This is a genomic window from Desulfosporosinus sp. Sb-LF, assembly GCF_004766055.1.
Taxonomy (GTDB): Bacteria; Bacillota; Desulfitobacteriia; order Desulfitobacteriales; family Desulfitobacteriaceae; genus Desulfosporosinus.
Genome location: NZ_SPQR01000009.1, coordinates 174982 through 200841, shown reverse-complemented (window position 1 = coordinate 200841; position 25860 = coordinate 174982). Strand labels below are relative to the sequence as shown.

Below are 25860 nucleotides of genomic sequence, written 5' to 3'. Positions count from 1 at the left end.
GAAGGGGTAATAGTTGTGGGGAAACAAAGACAAACTCATGCTAGAACAGTATTGGGTGTGCTGATGATCGTGTTCCTGCTGATCGGAATGATACCGGGGGTTGCTTCAGCGAGTACAGTTGATGATGGTAGTACATGGCTATCATGGCTCAATTTTGCGACCAGCGCAGATTCTACACTGATTGCCGGAGAAGTAAGTAGTATAAATGTTCAACTTTGGGATAATAAATCTGACCCCTTTTCGGGATCCGTGGGTAGCGCCACCATTACAGATGCTAAGGGGGTTTCGAAATTATTCCCCATTTCTGGAAACTCCGGAAATTACACAATTTCAAACGTTACGTTAGAAACCGCTGGAGATTATCAGTTAGTCATACGTCAAGGAGCTTTAGGTACAGCCCTAGCAGCAGGGACTATTACAGTCCTGAACGCTAGAACCATCATTACAGACTCTCTCGTTATTAATACTGATAAAACCATAACGGTTAAGGTTACGGATTCCGCTGGGAATCCATTGGTTCGTAAATCCGGATCTGTAGACGGCACTCTAGTAGGTGGAACGAACTCAAACTACACAACACTTAGTGATGGAACGTTTACCTTCAACATGACGCCGACCTTATTGGGAACAGTCAACATTATTTACGCTGGACATGTGATCGGTACGATTCCGGTTCTTCCAGCCTATACTCAAAATGCCAGAATCGGAGGTACAACGGAAGATAATGTCTCCCTATCGGTTGCTATTGCACAGAGTGGTTGGACGCTAGGAACCCCCAATGTGATCTTGGCACGAGATGATCAATTCTCGGATGCTCTCGCTGCGGCTCCACTTTCTAAGAAGCTTGATGCGCCGATTCTGATGACCAATTCTACAAAATTAGATGATCGGACGCTAGCGGAGATTCATGCTTTAGGGGCTAAGAATGTATACATTGTTGGAGGAACAGTTGCTATTGCTCAAGATATTCAGGACACTTTGAGTAACGAATTTACTGTCACACGGATTGCTGGACAACAAACGTATGATACAGCCGCTATGATCTCGTCTAATGTGGGGATAGATCCCACCCATACTGTCTATATCGCTAATGGGTACGCTATACCAGATGCGATCGCAATCAGTGCCTTTGCCGCCGAGCAGGGAAGCCCAATTCTACTCACTGATCGAGATGTATTACCAGCTTCGACCCTTCAGGCTTTGACCGATCTCAAGGCGAGTAACGTTATCTTGCTTGGAGGCACCGCGGTTATCGGAGCTCAAGTGGAAAGTCAACTAAGTTCGAAGTATTTGGTCAAACGCTGGGGTGGATTTGACCGTTATGACACCCAATCCATCATCTTCCAAAATCTCTTCAACACCCAAGCTCCCCAATCCCCGCTCTACTTTACATCCGGTCTTGTCCGTCAAGATGATGTCAGTGCAGGGAATCCCTATGCTGATGCCTTGTTGACAGCCGCTCTGGCTGCTAAAAACGGGGGCTTTGTCGCTATGCTTCCTGAGAATTCGCTTCCGTCGAGTTTGAACTACTTCTTGTTATTTAACAAAGGGTATATTTCCAAAGCAACTGTTGTGGGTAATAACAGCGGCGTTTCTAATGATCTAGAGCAACAGCTTCGGCAAATACTGAACCGTTAAACCATTGGTTTAAGCACATCATTTAAGTAAAGAGGCAGGGGATTTGGAAATTAAACCAAATCTCCTGCCTCTTTTATTCATTATGACAATATAACTGAATCCGTCGATAACACATTGTTTCTATGTAAATGAGCAAACTAATCTCTAAGAATTCACAGAGAAAGGAAGTACTGTTAAAGAATGCTCACCGTCAGAGACCTGTACTAATTGTGACAGGTCTTTTTTGCAGATAGGAACGCATATGTTTGGGGGTGCATAAGTTAACTTGGCATGATTTAGGGCAATTATGAATATTAAATTAGGTTTATCAGTCTAAAATAAAAAGGAAAATCCAAAAAAATGGCGAATTAATAAGTGTAGGATTGGACTGATTAACCATGCCAATAAGGATCGATCCAATCCTATTTAATAGAAGTGTAGCTGGGGTTGGGAAGAGGGGTTTTTAATGGATCTGGATCGCCAAAGTGGCGTGCCCTATTACATTCAGCTTAAAGAACAGATTCGACTGCGAATTACCCAAGGGGCTTGGTCTGCGGGTACGAAGCTGTTGACAGAGCGGGAATTGGCTGAGCGCTTAGCGGTTAGTCGAAATACTGTGAGCCAAGCGTATAAGGAATTAGAGAGTGAAGGGATCTTGAATTCTGTACGAGGACGAGGGACTTTTGTTGCGGATACGTTATTGATTATGCAGCAGGAAGGTCGCAAAGAGAAGGTTTTGCGTATCGTGGATGTAGCTATGGAAGAGGCAGTGGGGCTGGGGTTCTCGATTGATGACTTTGTCTCTTTTGTTCATGTGCGCGGGATGGAAAAGAAAGATCTTCTTTCTCATAGAAAAGTGGTCTTTGTGGTCGGTTATCCTGAGCAACTGTCAGAAGCCAATTGGAATCTCGGTCCAGGGGTGAGTTTGTTGCCTTTTTTGCTCTCCGAACTCCAGGAATCGCCTAGAGTGCAAGAGCGTTTAGCAGGAATGGATATGGCTGTCACAGGAGTGAATCACCTTGCAGAAGTCAAAACTCTATTAGACAAGCTGGCTCTTCCAATTCTAGGAATTTCACTTCAGCCCAAACTTGAAACAATTGTGCGCATCGCTAAATTGACCGTGGGCAGGGAGTTGGCCCTGGTTTGTGAAAGCCATCAATTTTCCGAGAACGTTAAAAATTCCTTGAATCAAGCCAACTTATACCCGACCTTAAGAATCCTAATTCAGCCGAAGGAGACGGATTTGCGTGAGGCCTTGCAGGAATGTGGGGCTGTCATCATTGCTCCAAAGCTTCGATTTCGGGTTGAAAAGGCACTTCCGGAAAATATGGAGTGTATCGAATTTCGCTTTGAACCAGACGCAGGAAGCCTTAATTTACTGAGGGGCGCTTTGCTTGAAATAAAGGGGGGGAAGTTTTGAAAAAACAACGTGTCATTGGTATGTTTGACTCTGGGGTAGGTGGGCTTACCGTCATGAAAGAAATTTTGGAGAGACTGCTAGATGTTCGAATTGTTTATTTTGGAGATACGGCTCGGGTTCCGTATGGCAACCGTTCCCGCGAAGAGCTCATCCGATTCGGAGAAGAAATTGTCACCTTTCTGATTGGACAAGGTGCCGAGGTGATCGTCGTAGCCTGTAATACCAGCTCGGCAACCGCGCTCCCTGTTTTGAGAGAGCACTTTGACATTCCAATGATCGGCATGGTCGAACCTGGGGCTCGTTTGGCGGTTGAAAAAACGATAGCAGGTCGGATTGGGTTGATTGCCACGGAAACCACCGTACGAAGCAAGGCATATTCTTCAGGGGTGAGCCGAGCGCTGACGAAAGGGAGTCTACCTGAAGACTTAGTACTCCGAAAGGCATGGCAGCAAGGGGAACAGGTCATTTCCCTAGTCAGTGCACAATCTTGCCCTCTCTTTGTTCCCTTGATTGAGGCTGGGCTCGCCAATTCTGCAGAAGCCCGAGGGATCGCTCAAACTTATCTGGCTCCGATGAAGGCAGCGGGTGTCGATGCTCTTATCTTGGGGTGCACGCATTATCCATTCATTGAACCTGTCCTTCAGGAGATCTTAGGCGAAGATGTCTTGATCATCGATCCGGCTTTGGCAGTCGTGAAAGAGCTGGAAAATTTGCTTCAACATATGGAAGAGTGGGAACGATCGGGTCTAGTTGTGGTACCTTCCAATCCGCTCTTGGGGAAAAACCATTGGCGTGCTCGTTATTTTGTGAGCGGGGATCCAGGTCTTTTCCGACAAGTGGGAAATACGCTCCTTCAAGAACCGATTGATCTTGTTGAGCAAGTAATTTTAGGTGAGAGTTAAGACGATAGAAATAAAACCAGGAGGTATTCATTGTGGAACAGAAAACCTTGGTATTAGGGGTGATCGGATCTGATGTGCATGCCGTTGGAAATCGGATTTTGGACTATGCCTTTACTCAAGCGGGTTTTAAAGTGATCAATATAGGGGTGCTCGCAACTCAGGAGGAATTTATTCACGCGGCAGTCGAGACGAATGCTGATGTTTTGTTAGTCTCATCATTGTATGGACATGGAGAGATGGATTGTCGGGGTTTACGCGAGAAGTGTCAAGAAACTGGAATCGGCAACATTTTGATGTATGTTGGTGGCAATCTGGTGGTGGGAAAACAGGACTTTGAATCGGTCAAAGAACGGTTCTTAGCCATGGGCTTTGATCGGGTTTACCCACCCGGAACGATGCCTGAGACTCCAATTGACGATTTGCGCAAGGATTTAGGCCTTACGAGAGATTGAAGGGATCACAAACGATTAAGGGGGAATGGACATTGCAAGCAGTCCTTCTCATTGATTTTGGTAGTACATACACTAAGGTGACCATTGTAGATCTTGATTGTGAGGAGATCGTCGGGACGGCCCGAGCAGGTACGACGATTGAAACAAATATTATGGACGGGTTGAATGCGGCGTTAGCTCAGATTCCTGAACCTACAGGAGGGTGGAAGTTTGTTCGTAAGCTCGCCTGTAGCAGTGCGGCTGGTGGATTGAAAATGATTGCCAGCGGTTTGGTGAAAGAGTTGACAGCAGAAGCGGCTAGACGGGCCGCTCTGGGAGCGGGTGCACGAGTGCTCCAAGTTTTCAGTTATGAACTGACTCTACAGGATCTCGAGAAAATTATAGTTTCTAAGCCGGATATCCTTTTGTTAGCCGGTGGGACGGACGGCGGGAATAAAGAAATACTCCTTAAAAATGCAGAAATGCTTTGTAGGCTACCCTATGGTCTTCCCGTTGTGATAGCGGGAAATAAAGTTGCGTCTGCCCAAGCTGCGGAGATTTTACGAAAGCGGCATGACCCTGTTGTTGTGGCAGATAATGTGATGCCAGAGCTCGGTGTACTGGCAGTAGAATCCGCTCGGTTGGCGATTAGAGATGTATTTTTAACTCACATCATCAAGGCTAAGGGGTTGGATAAGGCCGAGGAATTCCTGGAGCGAATCTTGATGCCTACACCAGCAGCGGTGCTTTCAGCGGCAGAACTTTTGGCTCAGGGGTACGGCTCCGAACGGGGCATGGGGGAATTGATGGTAGTAGATGTCGGGGGGGCCACGACGGATGTGCATTCAATTGCCAAAGGTGATCCGAGCAAACCTAGCGTGATGCTGAAAGGTCTGCCAGAACCGTATGCCAAACGGACGGTAGAGGGCGATCTTGGGATGCGCTACAGCTCGGAAGCGCTCGTGGAAGTAGCCGGACAACGCTTGATTGAATATCTAGGCTGGACCGATGATCAAGTGGCGTGCCAACTGGGCTTATGTAAAGAAGATCCTTGGAGAATCCCCCAAACGAACGAGGAAGCCAAGTTTGATGTAGCAATGGGTAGAATGGCCGTGGGTTTGGCGGTTGATCGACATGTGGGAACGATTGAGGTGGTTTATACCCCGTTCGGTGCAACCTATGTACAATACGGAAAGGATTTGACGCCGCTACCCGTGGTGATTGGGACGGGAGGAGTCCTTCTTCATCACCTAAATGTCTTGGAAATACTACAAGGGGTGGTTTTTGATTCACAGGAACCTACGATTCTAAAACCCCAAAAGGCTGCCTTTTATTTAGATAAAGACTATATTTTAGCTGCTATGGGGCTGCTTCGGGAAGTGTCACCATTAGTCGCGCTGCGGATGATGAAAAAGTATGTGGTTAAATTATAGAAGGGGGTTCAGTCATGGAATTATCAGTTCGACAAATAGATGCCGAAGAGTTTCAGCGACAGCGTCAGGAAGTCTTGGGACAATGGGAGACAGGCAAGGATGTCAACTTTGAAGAAGCGGTCGGATATCACAAGGCCTTACCCAAAAGCAAAATTTTCGCAGAGAAACTCGCGGAGGGAAAAGCAAAAGGCATCACCTTTGCCCAACCACGCGCTGGTGTAGCCCTTCTCAATGAGCATATTGAGTTGTTGCGTTTCCTTCAAGATGAAGGCGGGGCAGATTTCCTGCCGTCCACGATCGATTCCTATACCCGGCAAAATCGTTATACCGAAGCACAAGCAGGAATAGAAGAAAGCCAATCCATCGGTCGATCGATGCTCAATGGATTTCCGGCTGTAAACCATGGGGTTGCCTCTTGCCGACGAGTGGTCGAGAGTGTTCAAGTGCCAGTTCAAGTTCGTCATGGGACGCCAGATGCACGTTTGCTTGCCGAAATTACGATTGCTGGCGGTTTTACGGATTATGAAGGTGGCGGAATTTCTTATAACATCCCCTATTCCAAAGACGTTTCCATCGAAAGTACCATTAAATACTGGCAGTATGTGGATCGCCTCATCGGCCTGTACGAGGAGCAAGGGGTAAAAATCAACCGTGAGCCGTTCGGCCCGTTGACCGGGACATTGGTTCCACCCGCCGTTTCACATGCGGTGGCGGTTCTTGAAGGAATCCTCGCGGTAGCTCAAGGGGTTCGTAGTCTGACTCTTGGGTACGGACAATGCGGTAATCTCATTCAAGATGTTGCTGCACTACATACCCTGCCAATTCTAGCGGAAGAGTACCTGGGAAAACTAGGCTATCCCAAAGTGATGATTACCACGGTCTTTCATCAATGGATGGGAGGTTTCCCGCAAGATGAAGCGAAAGCCTTTGGAGTTATTTCCTGGGGAGCGGTGACCGCGGCCTTGGGTAAGGCTTCCAAAGTTATCGTCAAGACGCCGCATGAAGCACTTGGTATCCCTACTAAAGAAGCCAATGCGGCAGGTATCCGTGCCACTAAGCAGGTTTTAAATATGTTGAAAGACCAAACGTTGCCCATGACAGCGGAGCTTGCCTTAGAAGAAGAAATGATTCTGGCGGAAACCAGAGCTATTCTCGATCGAGTCCTCGAACTAGGCGAAGGGGATGCTGCAGTGGGGGCCGTGCGAGCGTTTCAAGCAGGGGTTATTGATGTTCCCTTCGCACCAAGCCGTTTTAATGCTGGCAAGATTCTCCCTGCACGAGATACTACGGGTGCGGTTCGTCTCTTGGATTTTGGAAATATCCCGTTCGATGAGACGATTAAAGAGTTTCATCGAGAACGTATCGCCCAGCGCGGACGAGATGAGGGACGAGATCCTTCCTTCCAGATGGTGATTGATGATATTTACGCAATCGGTAAAGGGATGCTCGTTGGGCGGCCAAGGGGCTAACATCTTAGCTGATGTTTGGGGTCGTCCGTCTGGGGATGACGTTGATTGAGACCCGTTCACGACCGGCGCTCGGCAGGCCAAACTAATCACTCAAGCTTCCCTTCAAACAGGGTGCCCGGCGAATTCGTCATCCTTGACGAGTCGCCGGCTTCGCACATCCTTGTGCTCAGCCCTGTTTTCAGGGCCGCTTTCGTGAAGTTTGGCGGGCTGCTCGCTTTAGTCGTTCTCTTGGTCTCAAGCAACGTCTATCTGGGGTAGATGGAGATGTTTTAGTATTCCCAGAAGATAGGGCTGTTCGGGATGCCAAGCCCCTTGGGGGTATTTTAGGCTTGGATTATGACGAAAAGGGAGATATATCGTCCCTGTGTCGTAACGATATATCTTGGAAGAGAAATACGTAAGGGGGGCTTATGCATATGAAAATCGTGGATGTTATTGCTTCACCGGGACTTACTGGATTTTATTTTGATGATCAACAAGCGATTAAGGCTGGAGTTAGCCATGATGGGTTCACTTATATTGGGGAGCCGATGACTCCGGGGTTTAAGGCGGTTCGTCAACGGGGTGAGTCTATTTCTGTGATGCTTATTTTGGAAGATGGGCAAGTGGCTTCGGGGGATTGTGCGGCTGTGCAGTATTCGGGGGCTGGTGGGCGGGACCCGCTTTTTTTAGCGGAGGATTTTATTCCCATTATTCTGGAAGAGATTGCGCCTAAGTTGGTCGGACAGGAGTTGGATTCTTTCCGTCATTTGGTGGGCCTAGTGGAGAATTCGAAACGAGTGAATGGGGATCGTTATCACACAGCGATTCGTTATGGAGTGAGCCAAGCTATTCTTGATGGGGTGGCTAAAGCGAAGAAAATGACGATGGCCGAGGTGATTCTTGAGGAATACAAACTTCCGTTGATTCTTGAGCCTGTCCCGATTTTTACGCAAACTGGGGATGATCGCTATGATAATGCTGATAAAGCGATTATTAAACGTGCTGGGGTATTACCGCATGCGTTGATCAATAATGTAGAGACAAAGTTGGGGAAAAACGGAGAATTACTCTTAGCCTACGTAGAATGGCTTAGAAAGCGAATTTTAACGCTTGGCAGTGATGATTACCGCCCAGTTTTGCACATCGATGTCTACGGTACGGTTGGGGTCGCTTTTGAAGATGATACGGCGCGAATGGTCGATTATTTTGCTAAGTTGGAAAAGGCGGCTGAGCCCCTTCACTTACGGATTGAAGGGCCGATGGATGCCGGAAGTGTAGAAGGCCAGATAGAGCAACTTAAGTCTTTGCGAGATGCTTTAAAGGAACGTGGAGTAAAGGTAGAAATCGTGGCTGATGAGTGGTGTAACACTTATGAAGACATCGTTAGGTTTGTGGATGCTCAAGCTGCCGATATGGTTCAGATCAAGACTCCGGACTTGGGTGGAATTCAAAACACGATCGAAGCGGTTATTTATGCCAAGAAATATGGTGTGGGTGCCTATGTCGGCGGCTCTTGTAATGAGACGGATAGCGGCGGCCGAACTGCAGTCCATGTATCACTGGCGGCTCGCCCAGATCAAATGCTTGCAAAACCTGGTATGGGGGTAGATGAAGGGTACATGATCGTGCATAATGAGATGAATCGGACGCTTGCAGTTTTGAAGCATCGGGAAGGGAAGAAAACGCATTCTGGGCAAGCGTTTTGGAGTTAGAGAAGGAAGCTCTATAAACATAGTACGCAAGGAGTAGACATCTATTATGGGCAAGATCGGCTTAACAACGACGGTGCCTGTCGAAGTGATTTACGCGGCAGGGGATACACCAATTGATTTGAACAATATCTTTATTACAAGTTCCGAAGCGATGCGTCGTGTGGAAGATGCAGAGTTGGCCGGCTTTCCGCGAAATGTTTGCGGTTGGATAAAGGGGTTGTATTCGACGGCCTTAAATAACCCGGACATTCGCCAGATTGTTGCTGTGACTCAGGGAGACTGCAGTAACACTCATGCTCTGATGGAGACGTGGCAGGTGGAGGGGATCGGAATTATTCCCTTTGCTTTTCCATATGACCGAGATCCTGACATGCTCCGTCTTCAAATAGACAAGCTAATTGGAGCTTTAGGGACTAATTGGGAAGGTGTATACCAGCAAAAGAAACGTCTCGATCAGGTCCGAGCTTTAGCTTGGGAAATCGACCGGCTGACTTGGGAAGAAAACCGTGTGAGCGGGTTTGAAAATCATCTTTATCAGGTTTCTTGTTCGGATTTTAACGGCGATCCTGAGGGCTTTGCTCATGAGATGGAGGACTTTATTCAAACGGTTCGCGAGCGAGAGCCGTTCACTGAAAGGGTGCTTAGCAGATCGCAGGGGAAAGAACGGGAAATTCGCCTGGGCTTTATCGGGGTTCCACCAATATTTCCGGAGCTATATAATTTCTTAGAAGAACAGGGTGCCCGTGTTGTGTTCAATGAAGTTCAGAGGCAGTTCTCGATGCCTTTTGAGACAGATGAAGTTGTTGAACAATACCGTTTATACACGTATCCTTATCAAGTGTTTCAACGGATTGAGGATATCGCTCGGGAGGCGGAGCGTCGCCAATTGGACGGGATCATTCATTATACACAAAGCTTTTGTTATCGTCAGATTGAGGATCTTATTATCCGCAAAAGGCTGGACTATCCGATTCTAACCCTGGAAGGCGAAAATCCAACGGGTTTAGATGCTCGGACTAAAATGAGGGTAGAGTCCTTTTTAAGTATGTTAGGAGGGTCGTGAGACACTTCGCTCAGCGCCTACGTTCGTCGTGCCAAACTAAGGCCTTAAACCCTGATGCAAGCGGGCAGGATACCCGGCCAAAGCGACGGCAGTGTGCTATGCCATCCTTGGCGCACCCTGCACTAGGCACGTCCTGTGCCGTCGTCCCTGTCGCATGGCCGGCGGAACACATCCGACGACCAAGGATGGTCTAGTGTCACCGTAGCCAAGGATGGCGAGAGGGGAGCTTGTGTTCCGCTCTGCTTTATGAAAGGGGTTTAAAGCCGAGTTTGGCTACGACTCGCGTAGAGGCTTCGCGCCGTGTGATCACGACCCTCTGGGCTGGGAGAGGACGGGGAGGGTTCGGAGGCGCTAGTGCGAGTCGACCCTCTAAAGGGGTCTGCTGAAGTTTGGAAGGAGGGTCGACACATGTCTGTACAAACTATTTGTGGAATTGATTTGGGGAGCCGGAGTGTGAAGATCGCTCTGATGAGGCAACAAGCAGAGGGGAAGAATTTAGAGATCCTTCGCTTGGAAAGTTTGGATACGATCCGGTTTTACCGGGAGTATGGGCGAAAACAGGGAGAAAAGCTAGTCGTCGATTTTGAGGCCATGGGGCTGCCGGTCGTGGATTGCTTGGTTTCCACTGGGTATGGTCGGAATACTTTGGAGCTTGCCGGGGGGAAGGCCATTCCGGAGCTAAAGGCTCATGTTTTGGGTGCGATTTATCAGACAGGGTTAAAGGATTTTACGTTGATCGATCTGGGGGGGCAAGACAGTAAAATCATTCAGGTCCGTAAGGGTAAGATGATCGATTTTCTGACAAATGATAAGTGTGCTGCCTCATCTGGCCGTTACCTAGAAAATATGGCAAGCGTCCTAGACGTGTCACTTGAGGATCTTGGACAGTATTCCCAAACCCCGGTAGAGTTGAATTCTACGTGTGCGGTATTCGGCGAGAGTGAGCTCATCGGTAAGATTGTGGAAGGATTTCCTCTCGCTGAACTTGCTGCCGGTATTAACGCGACGATTGTCAAACGCATTTTGCCTCTTCTGCGTTCTTTCGCTGGGGAGGTTCTGGTTTTTACAGGGGGCGTAGCGCACAACCGAGCAGTAGGTCAGCTTTTGGAAGAGGGCACGGGGCGACGGATTGTTATACCTCGGGAGCCTCAATTTAATGGGGCGATCGGGTGTTGTATGGAGGGTCGTGAGACACTCGTTTAGCCCTGCGTTCGTCGTACCAAGCTAGGGCTTTAAACCCTAGTTTAGCTACGACTCGCGTAGAGGCTTCACGCCGCGTGATTACGACCCTCCAGGTATGAAGGATGAAGGCTGGATGGAATTGTTGCCTTTGTGAATTTTGAACATGAGGGGTTAGAAATGAAAATTACCAAGGTTGCTAAAGCAGGCACGCTCGAATCCAATGACATACTCGTCATGGTCATGCCCAATGATTCTGGCAAAGTTGAGCTTGAACTGGAAAGTATCGTAATGCAGCAGTTTGGCGATGTTATCAAGCAAGTGATTTTACATAAGGTTAAGGAAATGGGCATTGAGGGGATCACCATTAAGGCTCACGATAAGGGGGCCTTGGATTATGCCATCGGGGCGAGGGTTGAAACTGCTATTAAAAGAGCTATATAGTTGTCTGAGTTAGCATGAAATCTGTGACGAAACTTTGAGGTGGCTTAAGGTGAAACGATTAAGAAGAACAATGCTTTTCATGCCAGGCAACAATCCTGGCATGCTTCAAAATGCAGGTATACTTGGGGCAGATTCTATCATACTGGATCTAGAGGATGCTGTTAGTTTAACAGAAAAAGATAGTGCTAGAACTTTAGTTAGAGAAGCTCTTAAAACGATAGATTATTCACAGGTTGAAGTGGTTGTCAGAGTCAATCCGATGGATTCGGACTTTGGGTCCCTTGATGTGGATATGATCGCTAGGGTTAAACCTGACACCTTGTTGGTTCCAAAGGCGGATGTAGAAGGCATCAGGCTTATCGATACTATGCTGGATAAAATTGAAGCAGAAGAAGGCTTCGTAGTAGGCTGTATTAAAATAATAGCTCTCATAGAGACGGCTGCCGGACTTGAAAATGTTTCTAACGTCATTCGGGCCTCTAGGCGAGTGGTTGGAGTTTTGCTCGGAGGAGAAGATTTGACGTCGGATCTGGGGATAATAAGAACGAAAGAGGGAGAGGAAATCTTCTATGCTCGGAATAAAGTGGCCACTGCTTGTAGGGCATTGAAGGTGGATTCTATCGATACACCATTTACAGATACGGACGATTATGAGGGACTGGCTAAGGACACAGCAAAAGCAAAAAGCTTAGGACTAACCGGTAAATCGGCCATCAATCCAAGGCAGATTGAAGTTATTCATGCTGAATTTGCACCGACCGAGTCTGAGATAAAATATGCCCTAAGGATTTTAGATGCTCTGGAGGAAGCTAATAAAGAAGGTAAGGGAGTCTTCTCTTTAGATGGTAAAATGATCGATGCTCCGGTTATCAATCGAGCGGAAACCACGGTTGACCTTGCCCGAAGACTGGGACTTCTGAACTGAGAGGGGGGAGAAGAATGAACTGTGAAACGACCGAGTTCGCTAAGAACACAATGAATAATGCTATTGATAATAAGAGTAGAACAATAAGTACAATATTAAGTAGAGAACTTCCGCGTTATATTGAGGGATATGGAAAGCTTAAGCCCTTTCAAGGGGCATTTAGTGATATAGGAATAAAGATCAGAAAGGCTGTCGAACTGAAAAGTGTAACCCCTAAGGATAAGAAAATCTTAGAAACCTTGGGTGAGGCCTTGGATAAGGTGAATATAAAGGACGGAATGACGATCTCGTTTCATCACCATTTGCGAAACGGGGATCATGTTCTGAATAGGGTGTTGGACGAGCTTGCTGAGAGAGGGATTAGTGATCTGACCATTGCGGCGAGTTCCATTTTTCCTATTCATGCCCCTCTAGTAGAGCACATAAAAAATGGAGTGGTAACGGGTCTTGTAACTAGCTATATGTCGGGTCCTGTGGCAGATGGAGTGTCTAAGGGCGTTTTGAAAAAACCTGTCGTCATGCAAACCCATGGTGGTCGAGCGAGGGCCATTGAGAGCGGGGATTTACATATAGACGTGGCCTTTCTTGCAGCACCCACAGCGGACGCCTATGGCAATATGAATGGGGTAGAGGGTGAGTCCGCTTGTGGTACGTTAGGCTATGCAGTAGCAGATGCAGAGTATGCTGATAAAACGATCGTTATCACGGATAATTTGGTACCCTTCCCAGCCTGCCCTATTGAGATTAGCCAAGTTTTTGTCGATTATATAGTTCAGTTGGAATCTATCGGAGATCCAAGGGGTATTGTTTCGGGTACCACAAAGATCACCAAGGATCCGGTGGGCCTTATTATAGCTAGGATGGCTGCGGAGGTGATCAAGGCCTCTGGGTTAGTGAAAGATGGAATGTCCTTTCAAACAGGGGCAGGTGGAACTTCTCTGGCCGTTGCTGCAGAACTCAAAAAAGTTATGAAACAGGATAATGTGGTAGGTAGTTTTGCAGCTGGCGGAATTACGGGATATATTGTGGAAATGCTGGAAGAAGGACTTTTTAGGACTCTTCTTGATGTGCAATGCTTTGATTTAAAAGCAATAGAGTCCTATAGAGATAATCCAAGACATCAATTTATGTCCGCTTCTATGTATGGAAATCCTCATAATAAGGGCTCGGTGGTCAATAATCTAGACATTATGATTCTTGGGGCTACCGAGATCGACACAGAATTTAATGTTAACGTGACCACAAATTCCAACGGAGTCATCATGGGTGGTTCAGGCGGACATAGCGATACGGCAGCGGGTGCTAAACTCACGATCGTTGTTACTCAACTTATGAAAGCTCGACTTCCGATCATCAGGGATCGAGTGACAACGATTACAACCCCTGGAGAAAGTATCGATGTTGTTGTAACAGAACGAGGGATAGCCGTAAATCCTAAAAGGACGGATTTGATCGAGAAACTAAGAAAAACTAAGCTTCCGCTCATTACCATAGAAGAGTTGAAAGCTTTGGCAGAAAAAATCACCGGAGTCCCGAAAGCTATCGAAACCTCAGAGAGGATCGTGGCGGTCGTGGAATATAGGGATGGTAGCGTGATCGACGTTGTAAGGATGGTTTAGGAGTAAGTTTGTCTACCCGTTCGCACACGCTGCATTGCTATTCGCTTGACGCTGAGGCTAAAACTCAAAACCTCGGGGTTGTTCTGCATGTGAACCGTTGAGTTTCTTAACGCCTAAGCGTCTGTGCTCATTGACGCAATTCCGCTAAAGTGCTCTCTAAGTAGAGAAACTTCCTCTGGGCTTGGGTCGACGCCTAGCTTTAGCGAATGTGCAAATTAATAGGCATTCATCTTAAGGAGAGAACAAATATGTATGGAGTTATCCCTGAATGGGTGAATCTAAACGATCGAGTGGCTAGAGAGGAAGTAGAAGTCTTTCTCGAAGGTTTTGACTTGATTTTAGATCAGGATGTGGATTACACGATCGTCATAAGGGGTGGACCATCGAAGGGATCCTCCATTATTGCTACTTGTTCTAAAGCGAAAAATGTTTTAAAGTGTTTTGCAGTTAGCGAGGAGCTTCAGGGAGAGGGGATAGCTTCCTCTTTAGTTTCCGCACTTTTGGATAAACTCTTTAATCAGGGTGTATACCACAGCTTTATATTTACAAAGCCAGCAAACGCTAGATTTTTTTCTGCACTTAATTTCAAACTAATCCATAGTAATGCGGATGTGGCACTCTTGGAAAGTGGCATTTATGATATAGGTAAAGCATTACAGAAAATGAAAACGAGTTATCATTTAGGGGATGGAGAAAAGGCATCTTTAGTCATGAATTGTAACCCGTTTACGCTGGGACATCGATATCTGATTGAAGAAGCTGCAAAGAATAATAACGAGGTTCTCGTGTTCATTGTTGAAGAGGATCTTTCACTGTTTCCCTTTAAAACGAGATATGAACTCGTCCGTCAGGGAGTTTCAGATTTGGAAAATGTTATCGTAGTGCCAAGCGGAGAGTATTTAATATCCTCTGCCACGTTTCCTTCCTACTTTATAAAGGAAGAGGGAAAACGATTAAGGGCCTATGTAAACCTAGACGCCTCAATATTTGGCAGGTATTTTTGTGAATTCTTCAACATTACGAAGAGGTATGTGGGGGAAGAACCTTATTGTCAGGTCACGAACGCCTACAATGAGGCACTGAAAAAAGTGCTTCCTACCTATGGAGTAGAACTGCACCAAATTGCGAGAAAGACTTTCAGGGATGTAGCTATAAGTGCTTCAAGGGTTAGAAGTATCATCAAAGGTAGAGATGACCAGGAACTAAAAGATTTAGAGGGTCTTCTACCAGACGTTACCTTGAAGTTCCTAAATACAAGCCTCGGAAGAGGGATTGTGGACTGATCTTTATGAGGGCATTCAGTCAATAGACCACTGGAAGCCAAGGAAAAAGTTGTATTTTTGCTAAGAAGTAAGGAGGAAAGACCCATGAAGGAAATACTCGTGGAAGAAATCGTCGTGGCCGTTGAAAAGCTTTGCATGGAAGCTAATTATGATCTTGGTTCTGACATCATGGCGGGGTTTCATCAGGCATTAAAGGATGAGCGTTCGCCGTTAGGCCATGAGGTGTTAGAGCGGCTCATTGAGAACGCCGAAATAGCGCATAAAGAAAGAGTTCCAATGTGTCAGGATACTGGGATGGCAGTGATTTTTGCGGAAATAGGCCAGGACTTGCATGTCGTCGGTGGAGGTCTTACCGAGGCCATTAACGAAGGGGTTCGTCGTGGGTATGATAAAGGATATCTGCGCAAATCCGTGGTCAAAGATCCTTTTGAGCGAGTTAACACGGGGGATAACACGCCAGCTGTGATCCATTACGATATTATCCCCGGTGATTCTCTGCACTTAGTAATAGCACCTAAGGGGTTCGGTAGCGAAAATATGGGTGGCTTAAAAATGTGCAAACCGTCAGAGGGTCTAGAGGGTGCCATGCAATTTGTTGTGGACACGGTCGACCGAGCGGGTGGAAACCCTTGTCCACCGATTATCGTCGGAGTAGGTGTGGGCGGAACGATGGAGAAAGCAACCTTTCTAGCTAAAAAGAGCTTACTCCGTGAAGTCGGTAGCCATAACCCGGAAGGGCGTCTGGCGAAAATCGAGGAAGAGTTGCTAGATCGCATTAATCGTTTAGGAATTGGTCCTCAAGGGTTTGGGGGAGTGACTACCGCACTAGCTGTCAACTTAGAAGTGTATCCGACACATATTGCTGGAATGCCAGTCGCTGTCAACATTGGCTGTCATGCGACACGCCATAAGGAAATTACGTTACAAGGGAGGGAGAGTTAATGAGTGAGATAATACGCATAGAAATGCCCCTAACTCAAGAGAAAGTTAAGGGCTTAAAGGCCGGGGACAACGTCCTGATTAGTGGCGTGATTTATACGGGGCGTGACGCAGCTCACAAGAAAATGATCGAGGCCCTGGACGCAGGCGTTTCTCTCCCTTTCGAGATGAAAGATCAAGTCATTTATTTTGTGGGGCCAACCCCTGCCAAAGAAGGGCAAGTCATTGGTTCGGCTGGGCCTACGACAAGTGGACGGATGGATGCTTATTCGCCGAAGTTGATCGCCGAAGGGTTAACGGGAATGATCGGCAAAGGGCTTCGTTCTTCCGAAGTAGTTGAAGCGATGAAGAAACATGGTGCGGTCTACTTTGGAGCGATCGGTGGGGCAGGTGCCTTAATTTCCAAGTGCATTGTTTCGGCCGAAGTGATTGCTTATCCTGAACTAGGGCCAGAGGCAGTACGGCGTTTGGTAGTAAAGAATTTTCCGGTGATTGTGATTATTGATCATGCGGGAAACAATTTATATGAAGTTGGGAAAGCACAGTACAGAGGCTGAGATTAAGACGTTGGAGGATTAAACGAGATGTTGTAATTCATTGAGGATTTCAATGACCTCTTGGGAAGCTTGAGACATTTGGGACAAGAGGTCTTCGGCTTCATTGATCTTCCCTTGATTGTAGGCTTGGGCAGCTTGTCGTGCTAAATCGTGTACGCGTTCGTGTGGAGACTCAAGTTTCATAAAGGTAGGATTTGCACGTAACGCGGTGGCCTCGGAGCCATCAGCCCATCGTCCTAGACGACAATCATGGTGGTTACCAACGGATTTTGAATCGACCTGTTCGTAGCCTAAAAGCATATTATAGATACGCCAGGTCCAGAGAAGGTGATCTGTCTTGGAAAGTTCTAGAGCTTGGTGAGGCGTGATGGTCGGTGTATTTCGGATTTGCCGAGTTCGGATTTCTCCGAGCTTTTGGCTAATACCGTAAATTCCTTCGCCAGTATGCTGTGTGACACGTTCTGTAGTTTGTGCTGAATCACTTATCAAACTGATGATTTGAGCAAATTCTTGGATAGCAGCACTTTGCTCTTCGCTTCCGGCAGCAATTTGCTGGATATCTTCCGAAATCGTCACGACATGGTGAAGGATTTGTTCAACCTCTTGTCCAGCTCCCTGCATCACAGTTTTTCCTTCCAGCATCATGTTGGAAAGGGAGAGGATATCCTTTGCAGTGCGATTGGAATTTTGACTTAAACCTCCAATCCTTTGCCTAATATCGGTGACGGAGGTCGTGGTGTGTTCAGCTAGTTTGCGTACTTCGTCGGCAACGACCGCGAATCCCCGCCCCTGATCCCCGGCTCGAGCAGCTTCGATGGCTGCATTGAGGGCCAAAAGGTTGGTTTGATCTGCAACCCCTGCAATGACACTGACAATCTGCTCTATTTCGCCCATGGAATTTAAGACATCTTGTACCTGGTGACTCACTTGCTCGAATTGAGTGAAGGAACGTTCAACAAAGTCAACGGCTTGCTGAATTTTTTCCACACCGGAGGCGGCCGTACTCAGAGATTGATCGACAAAAGATGCTGCATTGGTGGCGGAGGAGGCAGTTTGATTGGCAGCTGCGCCCATCTCTTGGGCCTGCGCGGACATATTGGCGATTTGCGGTGTTTGTTCCTGTATGCGCTGCAGCATTTCGCGGATGGAGGTCATTCCGGTCATTTGACCCACTGCTCCGTTAATATCTAGCATGCAACTAGTGATGACGTTCTGTCGAGCCTCGATGATCTCATTCAAACCTTTGACGATGTCGCAAAGGGGGCTGGAGGGAGAAAGATTCAACTCCATTGGTTTGCTGAGGTCGCAATGGCTCAGACATTCCATAAACGTGTCTAGCTCGTCTCTGTCTATGATCACCTGCGAACCGTTTGTTGGGGACTGTTTTCTTAACTTAAACACCTAAATACGCCACCCCTATCTTAAACTCCGATTTGGATTTAAGTTTCTAATTCTTAGAGTTTTGAAAACTAAAGACTGTTATGGACATTTTCTCCCTATATTAGCTAAAATCCTTCTTTTGTTGTTCTTCTATCACGAATTAATTTAGTTATCTGACAATATAGATAAATTTTATAGTTTAATTGATAGTTCATGCTTGTTCAATTCACTAATTCTTTAAGAAGGGAAATGGACACAAAAGCTTCACAATTTCTTAAGGAACAGTTAAGACTTTTACGATATAATAGAGAAAATCCTGGGAATCCTTATTAGGAGTTGGTTGGACATGGATTATTGCCCTTTATGTGGAGCGCGTGAAGTTGGTCGAATTGGCCGTGAACGGTATTATTGTAGAGAATGTTGCCACGAATGGACAAAGGGAGGCGGCGAGGTTAAGATCTACGAAGTTCTGTCGGATGGGTCGGTTGAACCATTAATGACGAAACATGACTTTCTTCCCAGTGCAATTGTTCATCCAATAGCTCGGCGACGTGCTGGGTAAAAGAACTATATGTGAGTTTTGAAAGAGAGCCTGATGCCAAGGCTCTCTTTGTCGTTTTATGACAAAATAAATTTATTTCGGATTTAATTGAGCAGGATTTGCGTGACCCGTATAGAACTATAAAAATAGAATTATTTTAAATAGTGATTGAGAGGAGAAGCTTCATGACTGAACTCCGACGCGATGATAACTTTCAGTGGACCGGTGAATCGGTAGAATGTGAAAGTGGAATCCAGTGGGCTGTCGCTGAACAAGCCAATGGAATTGTGGCCATTATCGTGAATTCTCCCGGCGGGATCTTGACTGGCAAGCAGGTGCGCGTTTTGGCCGAGATTGTTGGGGAGGATGGGGTCATCAAGAATACCCGCCGCATGACCTCGCTGCTCCTAATTCCGAAAGAAAAGGTTGCTAGTGCTTTGCAACAGCTCCAAGGGGCGGGTCTCCGCGTTGCAAATTTGCATAAAAGTGTTCGGAATATCGCGGCATGTCCGGGCAAGGGATTTTCCCCCAACTCCCGTGGAGATACGTTAGAACTCGCTAAGGTGCTTGATGAAGCCTTTTATGCTACAATTCTCCCCTGGGATTTTAAAATCGGGATTTCTGGCTGTCCACGTAATTGCACAGGTGTGCAGTGCCATGATCTGGGGCTTATGGCAGAGCCACGCGGAAAATATTCGCTTTGGATCGGTGGCACAGAGTCGGGAATGAATCCGAAGCATGGAACATTAGTGCGCAAAGGAATCCCTCGAAAGCAGGTTATTCCTGTAGTGAAACGGATTTTGGAAATTTACACGACATGTGTAGAGGAATTTGGGGAGGAACTTGGTCAAAAGGCTCGGCTTTATCATGTCTTAGAGAAGATGGGGCTTGAAAGGTTTGTGCAAGGAATTGATGAGGTTCTCGGTGCCCCAGTCAAGTAGATAGGCATCACAGGCTGAAATTAAAAGGGGGAAACGATGTGGGGACTCAAGGATTTAGTAAACTTAGTGCCTATAAGGCCTTTTCAAAAATGGATAAATCCTGCGCACAGGGGTGCAAATGTTCGGCACTGTGTCAATTATTCATGGCGAAGGAATTTCTTAGTTTATCCGCGCAGACAGGGGAAAAGTTTACCGATAAAATCCCAGAGGATATTCTGGATATGTTTCGGAGCGTGCCTTTAATTCCTGAACGGTATAAAACCATGGAACTTCAAGAAGCCTTTGTTGAGGTCCAAAGTATTTGTGATGATTGTGCAACTGATGAGCACGATGCCTACTGTACGGTCAATGTGGTCCTTACTGCTTTGGGAATATTAATCGAAGGTAAAGACTATGTTACGGATAAGGATAAAAAGCTCGCAGGGAACTAGAGAGTTTTAAGACATATTATGGGCTAAGAGAGGATGAACTCAGTTGATTCACCTACACCAGTTTGATTTAGACGAATCCGTTCGTTTGCTGCGGATGGATGCAGAACAATTGGCTCTTCTGAAAGAGATTCGACCGGTTATTGAGCGGGATCTGGACGAAATTATCCAGAACTTTTATGCCCATGTGACATCTTTTCCTGGACTTAAAGCAATTATTGATCGATTTTCTAAGGTGGAAACATTAAAAATTACTCAAAAAAAATACTTGCTCTCTCTCTTTCCTGATAGAATTGATGAAGAATTTATGCGGTGGCGTGTGACGATTGGAGAAGTACATAAGCGAATTAATTTACCTCCCTTTTACTATCTAAGTGCCAATCAGATCTTTTGTGACGAAATTATTCCGCGCATTTTTAAACACTATCGTAAGAAGACGGATCAGGCGGTTCGTGCTAGTTTAGCCTTTCAGAGACTATTGAGTCTCGACCAACAAATTGTCATGGCCAGCTATATTCAGTCCTACATGACTGAAATCGATAAGAAGGCTGAATTAGAGAAGGCTTTAAACGAAATTGATAACTTGCAACGCAGTGTTAGCGAAGCCAGTCAAGCGTTGGCAGCAAGCTCAGAAGAAACTGCGGCCTCCGCGGCAGAGATGAATGAGGCAACAGGGCAAATTTCGAATAATGCTTCCGAGGCAGCCCAGTTCTCCCGCCAGGTGGATGCTTTGGCGCAAGAAGGCGCTCGGAAAATTCAAATGATCTCGGAAACAATTTTGCGTCTGGCGAGTATGACCTCTGAGATGCAAGGAAAAATGACCGAGCTGGATAAAAGCTCCGCGCGCATTGCCTCTGTGACGGATGTGATCAAGGAAATTGCCTCCCAAACGAACCTCTTGGCTTTGAATGCAGCCATTGAAGCGGCACGTGCAGGGGATAGTGGTCGAGGTTTCGGAGTGGTCGCTGAGGAAGTGAAGAAGCTTGCTAACCATTCTGAGCAGTCGGTTAAAGAGATTAGCGCCTTGATCATGATCACCAAACAAAATACGGTGGCTGTGAACCACTCTATTGCTGAAACGACCAGTGCCATGCAGGGCGCAGCAGCAGAGGCGGGGGAAGTGGTGAATCGCTTTGGAGAAATCATGTCTGCGATTAATGCGAGCATTCAACAAGTTCAGGGAATTGCCCAGCAAATTGACGCTTTAGCGCTAACCGCTGGTCAAATTGGAGCAGCCTCTGAGGATGTGGCTAACTCGGCAACTATTTTGGCTCAAATGGGTCTACGGGACTAGAGGAAGGAGTAGCGTTGATTGAAAGAGCGTAGATTATCTGAAGATGCCTTTTATATCCGCAGGATGTGGAGCTTCTCTCGTGCGCTTGATCTTGGTTTAGTGGATGAAGAAATCGAAAGAGGTTTACAGTTTGCCTTAGGAAATCGGCACGGAGAGCGAGTGGCTTATATCGCCATGCGTCTGGGCCGGAGCTTAGAATTCAGTAAGGAAGAATTAGTTCATCTTGCGGTTGCCGGGCTACTACATGATATCGGCGCTCTCGGTTGCTTCCAAGTGTATAATGGGAGCTCTCGTATCTTGGAAAAACATTGTCTAGTTGGAGCGACAACTGTCGAGCGATTTCCGTCGGGAACAATTCTTGCCCCCGCGATCAAGTATCATCATGAAACCCCTGATCCAAAACATAGTGCTTTGGGCGTGGCATCCGAAGAAGTCCCGTTGATGGCTCGTATTTTGTCTTTGGCGGATCAGATTGACCTTCGGCTGAAGCGGAGATTAGCGAGCCATCGGGAACGAGATGAGATTTTAGATTGGGTCGCAACGGAAACCGGAACATTGTTTTATCCCGAAGTATCTGCAGCGTTTGAACGTGTTGCTCAAAAAGAGGCGTTTTGGCTGGATATCGAACAACCGGATTTACTCCAGATTTCCTTGGGACTCTTGTGTGGACAGTGGCAACTTCCAGCGACGCGCGAATTAGAAATTGGATTTACTGACGACTTAGCGGCAACGTTTGCCGATCTGATCGACCAGAAGAGTAAGTTTACGGCTCGCCACTCACGATCGGTGGCCGAAACTGTAAAACGTTTGGCTGAGGGGCTTGGCTGGGAGACTGATCGTTTGCATGAAATCTATGTGGCAGGGTTACTTCACGACTTAGGTAAGCTTGCAATTCCAAAGAAGATCCTAGATAAACCGGGGTCCCTTGACCCTGCTGAGATCGAAATTATTCGCACGCATACGTATTATACGCATCGCCTATTGACCGAAGCTGGTTTTCCTACACGAATGGTGGAATGGGCTGCCCATCATCATGAGCGTTTAGATGGTAGAGGGTATCCCTTTGCCCTGCGGGACAAGGAGATTGATAAGGGTGCTCGTTTAATGGCGATTGCAGATATTTATGCGGCATTGACGGAAGATCGCCCCTATCGTAAAGCTATGAGCCCAGGCGAGGCTCTGGGCCTAATTGAGCGCGGGGCGGGAACAATGGTCGATGCTCATTTAGTAGATCTGGCAAAACGCGTATTATCGTAGTGGAGGATTACTTCATCTGTGAAGTAGTGAATAGTCCTTAGCTTAAACAGAATTTTCATCTAAAGCGCTGTAACTAACTTAAACAATAAGTTTTGTTACGGCCTTTTTGTGTCACACATGCGTCCTAAAACCATTTGTGGTAAAGTGGTAGTAAGAAAATGGCCGAATTTGGAATCTGATCAAAGAAGAAGGGAAGATGACTTTGTTTTACCCATTCGAAATGGAACGCTATCTTGAAACATTATTGGGCAAACGAGATCCATTGCTTCGTGAAATGGAAGAACAAGCCCTTAAGGAAACTATTCCCGTGGTGACGCCGACGGTTGGGAATTTCCTCAATTTGCTCGTACATATGTCTAAGGCCCAGGCTGTTTTAGAGATTGGGACAGCGATCGGATACTCTACGATCTGGTTGGCACGTGCCACAGAAAAGACTGGGGGGCATGTAACGACGATTGATATGAACAAAGACCGACGTAGACGGGCACTTATCTATTTTGAACGAGCAGGGTTGCAGAATGGAATTACGGCCTTAGAAGGAGATGCCCGAAAAATCCTGCCAACGTTGGATTCTAAGTTTGATTTTGTTTTCATCGACGCAGCTAAAGGGGAATACTTGGATTACTTGAACCTAATTTATCCCTTAATTGCGCCAGAGGGACTACTTGTGGTGGATAATGTGCTTTTTCGAGGGTGGGTGGTACCGGAAAGCACGTTCGCGCCCAAGTATGACCGAATGGTGGGAGGGCTGCGTCAATTTCTGCAGGAACTTTGCGAGAATCCGGACTTTTCCACCACGGTATTGCCGTTTGGTGATGGGGTGTCGATAAGTCGGAAGTGCAAGTTATAGCTTGACCAAGAAGCAGTTAAGTGATTCTAGTTGAAAGAGAGGGTTGGATAACTATAGAAATGACAAAAAGTATGAACAGACAAATTGATCATAAACGTCACGGTGAAATTGATGTTCTAAGGGCCATAGCGATCGTTCTCATGGTTCTGTTTCACCTTGTCTATGACCTAAAGGAGTTTGTCGGTCTCAATATTGACTATCAGGCTCCACTTTGGTTTTCGATCGGAAAAGCCTCCGCCTTGATCTTTATCTTTATTTCTGGGCTTTCTTGTGGTTTCAGCAGATTTCCTATAAAGCGGGGGGTTAAAGTACTAGTCTGTGGAATGGGCATCACGGTTGTGACCTACCTTGTTATGAAAGACGACTATGTGCGTTTTGGGATTCTTCACTTTTTAGGAGTCACGATGATTTTGTCACCGTTCTTATTGGCTTTGTCTTCGTGGATACTTTGGGGCCTAGTGGCTTGTTCGGCAGTGCTCGGATTTTGGTTTAAAGCACAATTGCTGAAAACGAGTCTCTTACTTCCTTTAGGGCTAATGTATGACGGGTTCAGTTCTATTGATTATTATCCACTTTTCCCGTATCTGGCTGTGACTATTTTGGGGATTCTTGCATTTCGACGTTTTTATGCCAGGGGGACGGAACCTTTGATTTCGTTTCAGTTAAATTCCCGGCTAATTCGGTGGCTCAGCCGAAACTCATTGGGTATTTATTTAGTTCATCAACCCATGATTTTGCTTATCATTTTCATCGTTAAGCGGTGAGGAAGTGTCTCTGCCCGTTCGCACACGCTGCATCGAGGGAGAAAGTTTCTTTACCCGTTCACACACGCTACATTGCTATTCGCTTGGTGCTAAACCTAAAACGCAAAACCTCTGGGCTTTCTGCAAGTGCGCCGCTCCTTGCCATCCTTGGCACCGCGGCATCAGTCCATCCATGGACAAGTCCCGTTGCGTTCTTAACGCTTTAGCACCTGCACTCATTGACGCAATTCCGCTCTCCGTGCTCGCTGAGTAAAGAAACTTTCTCTGGACCTAGGGTCGACGGGGGTTGGAAATGACGGGGTGAAGTGTCCTGTGGGAAGACGAACTGAGTATTACGTGGGTCAGGTAGTGCTGTTTGCGTTTGTTAACGCGGATGCGCTTTGCGTGCACTAAGATTTAGGGGGAGGTATTGATTTTGGCCATGTTTGTTCATGAGCATTTGATGCAGGCAGTTTACTTTGCTCCACGAGGTAAGAAACGCCTTCTTTTTTTAGGAATGAATATTCAGCAACGTTATTTAAGCCCTGAGGATAAGCTGATTGGGTTTGTGGGAGACGCTGGGGCTGGAAAGTCGTTGCTCATTCGAGGGATGTTTCCGGGACTTGAACTGACCAATGATGATGATGGTATCAATATCCGGCCGTTGCCTCTGATGGAGGATGCGGATCGTGGGCATTTCCGTTGTCATACTTATCATTTGGATGTTCGTTTCGAATCTGCGTTTACCCAACCTTGGAAGATTGCCGAAGCTATCCGAAAGGCTGTAACGAGTGGACATCGTGTGGTCGTTGAGCATTTTGACCTTGTCTATTCGCAGCTTGGGGTTAATGCGGAAGTCTTGATTGGAGTGGGAGAGGAAGTGATTGTCACCCGTCCGACGGTGTTCGGACCGGAGCCGCAAAGTATTGCGGATATTGTGTTTGATTCGATCAAATATCGACGTATGGCTCATAGTGCCGAGGATATTACCTCAATGATCCTTGAAGAGATGGGCTTGGAAAAACCAGAGGTGCACAGTGACATTAAACATGGTTTTGTCTTAGAACTGCCGGAAAAACCGGACGTTGATTTGGAATTAGTAGAACAGCGTGTCCTGGATTTAATTAAAGCGGATCTACCGATATGCTTTGCTGACGACGGGCACATTCGAGTCGGACAAATGGTTTATCCTTGCACAGGTCCCCGTATTCATATTCGGCGAACTAGCGAGATAAAAGGGTTTCATTTGCTTAAGGAATTTCGGTTCGACCCCATTGCGCAACTCTATACCATTGCTGGCATTGTGGGCGAGGAAACAATGCCCACTCGTTCTATCGATTTATTCGGTGGCAGAAATCAGAATATTTAGCAGCACCTCATACCTGGAAACGATTGGCGTTTCTCTTTCTATTCTGGTAAACTAAAATCACTTAAAATGACTTGAGTAAAGA

Annotated in this window: 26 protein-coding genes; 24 read left to right on the top strand and 2 right to left on the bottom strand. The window is 46.6% G+C overall.

The genetic code is table 11. The features are described 5' to 3' along the window. Positions 1–15: 15 nt before the first annotated feature. The 16 genes from E4K68_RS15025 to E4K68_RS14950 all read left to right on the top strand — a co-directional run bounded on the left by E4K68_RS15025 (position 16) and on the right by E4K68_RS14950 (position 16975). Positions 16–1638, top strand: a complete 1623-nt coding sequence (locus tag E4K68_RS15025; RefSeq protein ID WP_348982865.1) for a cell wall-binding repeat-containing protein — start codon at positions 16–18, stop codon at positions 1636–1638. Positions 1639–2083: 445 nt separating this feature from the next. Then, positions 2084–3037, top strand: coding sequence for a GntR family transcriptional regulator (locus E4K68_RS15020; RefSeq protein WP_135379739.1), 954 nt, complete (start codon positions 2084–2086; stop codon positions 3035–3037). Next, positions 3034–3939, top strand: coding sequence for a glutamate racemase (murI, locus tag E4K68_RS15015; RefSeq protein WP_199241783.1), 906 nt, complete (start codon positions 3034–3036; stop codon positions 3937–3939). The genes E4K68_RS15020 and murI overlap by 4 nt, the downstream gene beginning before the upstream one ends. Before the next feature lie 32 nt (positions 3940–3971). Further along, positions 3972–4391, top strand: coding sequence for a methylaspartate mutase subunit S (gene glmS / locus E4K68_RS15010; RefSeq protein ID WP_135379738.1), 420 nt, complete (start codon positions 3972–3974; stop codon positions 4389–4391). A gap of 32 nt (positions 4392–4423) precedes the next feature. Continuing rightward, entirely contained in the window at positions 4424–5803 is a 1380-nt protein-coding gene (glmL, locus tag E4K68_RS15005; protein WP_135379737.1) for a methylaspartate mutase accessory protein GlmL, read from the top strand. A 14-nt stretch (positions 5804–5817) separates the two neighbouring features. Then, positions 5818–7272: a methylaspartate mutase subunit E gene (locus tag E4K68_RS15000; protein WP_135379736.1), complete on the top strand. Its 1455-nt coding sequence runs from the start codon at positions 5818–5820 to the stop codon at positions 7270–7272. A 416-nt stretch (positions 7273–7688) separates the two neighbouring features. Further along, complete coding sequence (locus E4K68_RS14995) at positions 7689–8966, top strand: methylaspartate ammonia-lyase (protein ID WP_135379735.1); 1278 nt, start codon at positions 7689–7691, stop codon at positions 8964–8966. 46 nt (positions 8967–9012) lie between these two features. Beyond that, complete coding sequence (locus tag E4K68_RS14990) at positions 9013–10029, top strand: 2-hydroxyacyl-CoA dehydratase family protein (protein ID WP_135379734.1); 1017 nt, start codon at positions 9013–9015, stop codon at positions 10027–10029. Continuing rightward, positions 10026–10223 carry a hypothetical protein gene (locus E4K68_RS20815; protein ID WP_135379733.1) on the top strand — a complete coding sequence of 66 codons (198 nt, stop codon included), beginning with the start codon at positions 10026–10028 and terminating at the stop codon, positions 10221–10223. Before E4K68_RS14990 ends, E4K68_RS20815 begins: the two co-directional genes overlap by 4 nt. A 214-nt stretch (positions 10224–10437) precedes the next feature. Next, positions 10438–11232 (top strand): acyl-CoA dehydratase activase, encoded by a 795-nt coding sequence (locus E4K68_RS14980; RefSeq protein ID WP_135379732.1) that lies wholly within the window; start codon positions 10438–10440, stop codon positions 11230–11232. 156 nt (positions 11233–11388) lie between these two features. After that, positions 11389–11652, top strand: coding sequence for a citrate lyase acyl carrier protein (gene citD / locus E4K68_RS14975; RefSeq protein WP_135379731.1), 264 nt, complete (start codon positions 11389–11391; stop codon positions 11650–11652). Between the two features lie 49 nt (positions 11653–11701). After that, a complete protein-coding gene (locus E4K68_RS14970; RefSeq protein WP_135379730.1) occupies positions 11702–12577 on the top strand; it encodes an aldolase/citrate lyase family protein in 876 nt (291 codons plus the stop codon). Between the two features lie 83 nt (positions 12578–12660). After that, positions 12661–14196 (top strand): citrate lyase subunit alpha, encoded by a 1536-nt coding sequence (citF, locus tag E4K68_RS14965; protein WP_135379774.1) that lies wholly within the window; start codon positions 12661–12663, stop codon positions 14194–14196. A gap of 248 nt (positions 14197–14444) precedes the next feature. Next, positions 14445–15479 carry a [citrate (pro-3S)-lyase] ligase gene (gene citC / locus E4K68_RS14960; RefSeq protein ID WP_135379729.1) on the top strand — a complete coding sequence of 345 codons (1035 nt, stop codon included), beginning with the start codon at positions 14445–14447 and terminating at the stop codon, positions 15477–15479. A gap of 84 nt (positions 15480–15563) precedes the next feature. Then, positions 15564–16421, top strand: coding sequence for a fumarate hydratase (locus tag E4K68_RS14955; RefSeq protein ID WP_135379728.1), 858 nt, complete (start codon positions 15564–15566; stop codon positions 16419–16421). Then, positions 16421–16975, top strand: coding sequence for a Fe-S-containing hydro-lyase (locus E4K68_RS14950; protein WP_135379727.1), 555 nt, complete (start codon positions 16421–16423; stop codon positions 16973–16975). The genes E4K68_RS14955 and E4K68_RS14950 overlap by 1 nt, the downstream gene beginning before the upstream one ends. 18 nt (positions 16976–16993) lie before the next feature. On the opposite strand, the gene E4K68_RS14945 is transcribed toward E4K68_RS14950, so the two are convergent. Then, on the bottom strand, positions 16994–18376 hold the full coding sequence (locus tag E4K68_RS14945; protein WP_135379726.1) for a methyl-accepting chemotaxis protein: 1383 nt from the start codon (positions 18374–18376) through the stop codon (positions 16994–16996). A 325-nt stretch (positions 18377–18701) separates the two neighbouring features. Between E4K68_RS14945 and E4K68_RS14940 the strand changes: the two genes are divergently transcribed. From E4K68_RS14940 to E4K68_RS14910, 7 genes are all read left to right on the top strand, one after another. Then, positions 18702–18917, top strand: coding sequence for a hypothetical protein (locus E4K68_RS14940; RefSeq protein WP_135379725.1), 216 nt, complete (start codon positions 18702–18704; stop codon positions 18915–18917). 164 nt (positions 18918–19081) lie between these two features. Then, positions 19082–19837 (top strand): nitrite reductase, encoded by a 756-nt coding sequence (locus E4K68_RS14935; RefSeq protein WP_135379724.1) that lies wholly within the window; start codon positions 19082–19084, stop codon positions 19835–19837. 38 nt (positions 19838–19875) lie between these two features. After that, a complete protein-coding gene (locus E4K68_RS14930) occupies positions 19876–20268 on the top strand; it encodes a nitrite reductase (protein WP_135379723.1) in 393 nt (130 codons plus the stop codon). 43 nt (positions 20269–20311) lie between these two features. Then, positions 20312–21559 carry a globin-coupled sensor protein gene (locus tag E4K68_RS14925; protein ID WP_135379722.1) on the top strand — a complete coding sequence of 416 codons (1248 nt, stop codon included), beginning with the start codon at positions 20312–20314 and terminating at the stop codon, positions 21557–21559. 63 nt (positions 21560–21622) lie between these two features. After that, positions 21623–22816: an HD domain-containing phosphohydrolase gene (locus E4K68_RS14920; protein WP_135379773.1), complete on the top strand. Its 1194-nt coding sequence runs from the start codon at positions 21623–21625 to the stop codon at positions 22814–22816. A gap of 202 nt (positions 22817–23018) precedes the next feature. Then, positions 23019–23666, top strand: coding sequence for an O-methyltransferase (locus E4K68_RS14915; protein WP_135379721.1), 648 nt, complete (start codon positions 23019–23021; stop codon positions 23664–23666). A 71-nt stretch (positions 23667–23737) separates the two neighbouring features. Next, positions 23738–24430, top strand: a complete 693-nt coding sequence (locus E4K68_RS14910) for a heparan-alpha-glucosaminide N-acetyltransferase (protein ID WP_135379772.1) — start codon at positions 23738–23740, stop codon at positions 24428–24430. 75 nt (positions 24431–24505) lie between these two features. Here the strand turns inward: E4K68_RS14910 and E4K68_RS20435 are convergent, their stop codons facing one another. Beyond that, on the bottom strand, positions 24506–24649 hold the full coding sequence (locus tag E4K68_RS20435) for a hypothetical protein (protein ID WP_158291434.1): 144 nt from the start codon (positions 24647–24649) through the stop codon (positions 24506–24508). A gap of 202 nt (positions 24650–24851) precedes the next feature. Here E4K68_RS20435 and E4K68_RS14905 point away from each other — a divergent pair, with 202 nt between their 5' ends. Beyond that, positions 24852–25778, top strand: coding sequence for an alanine-tRNA synthetase second additional domain-containing protein (locus tag E4K68_RS14905; protein ID WP_135379771.1), 927 nt, complete (start codon positions 24852–24854; stop codon positions 25776–25778). Positions 25779–25860: the final 82 nt, after the last annotated feature.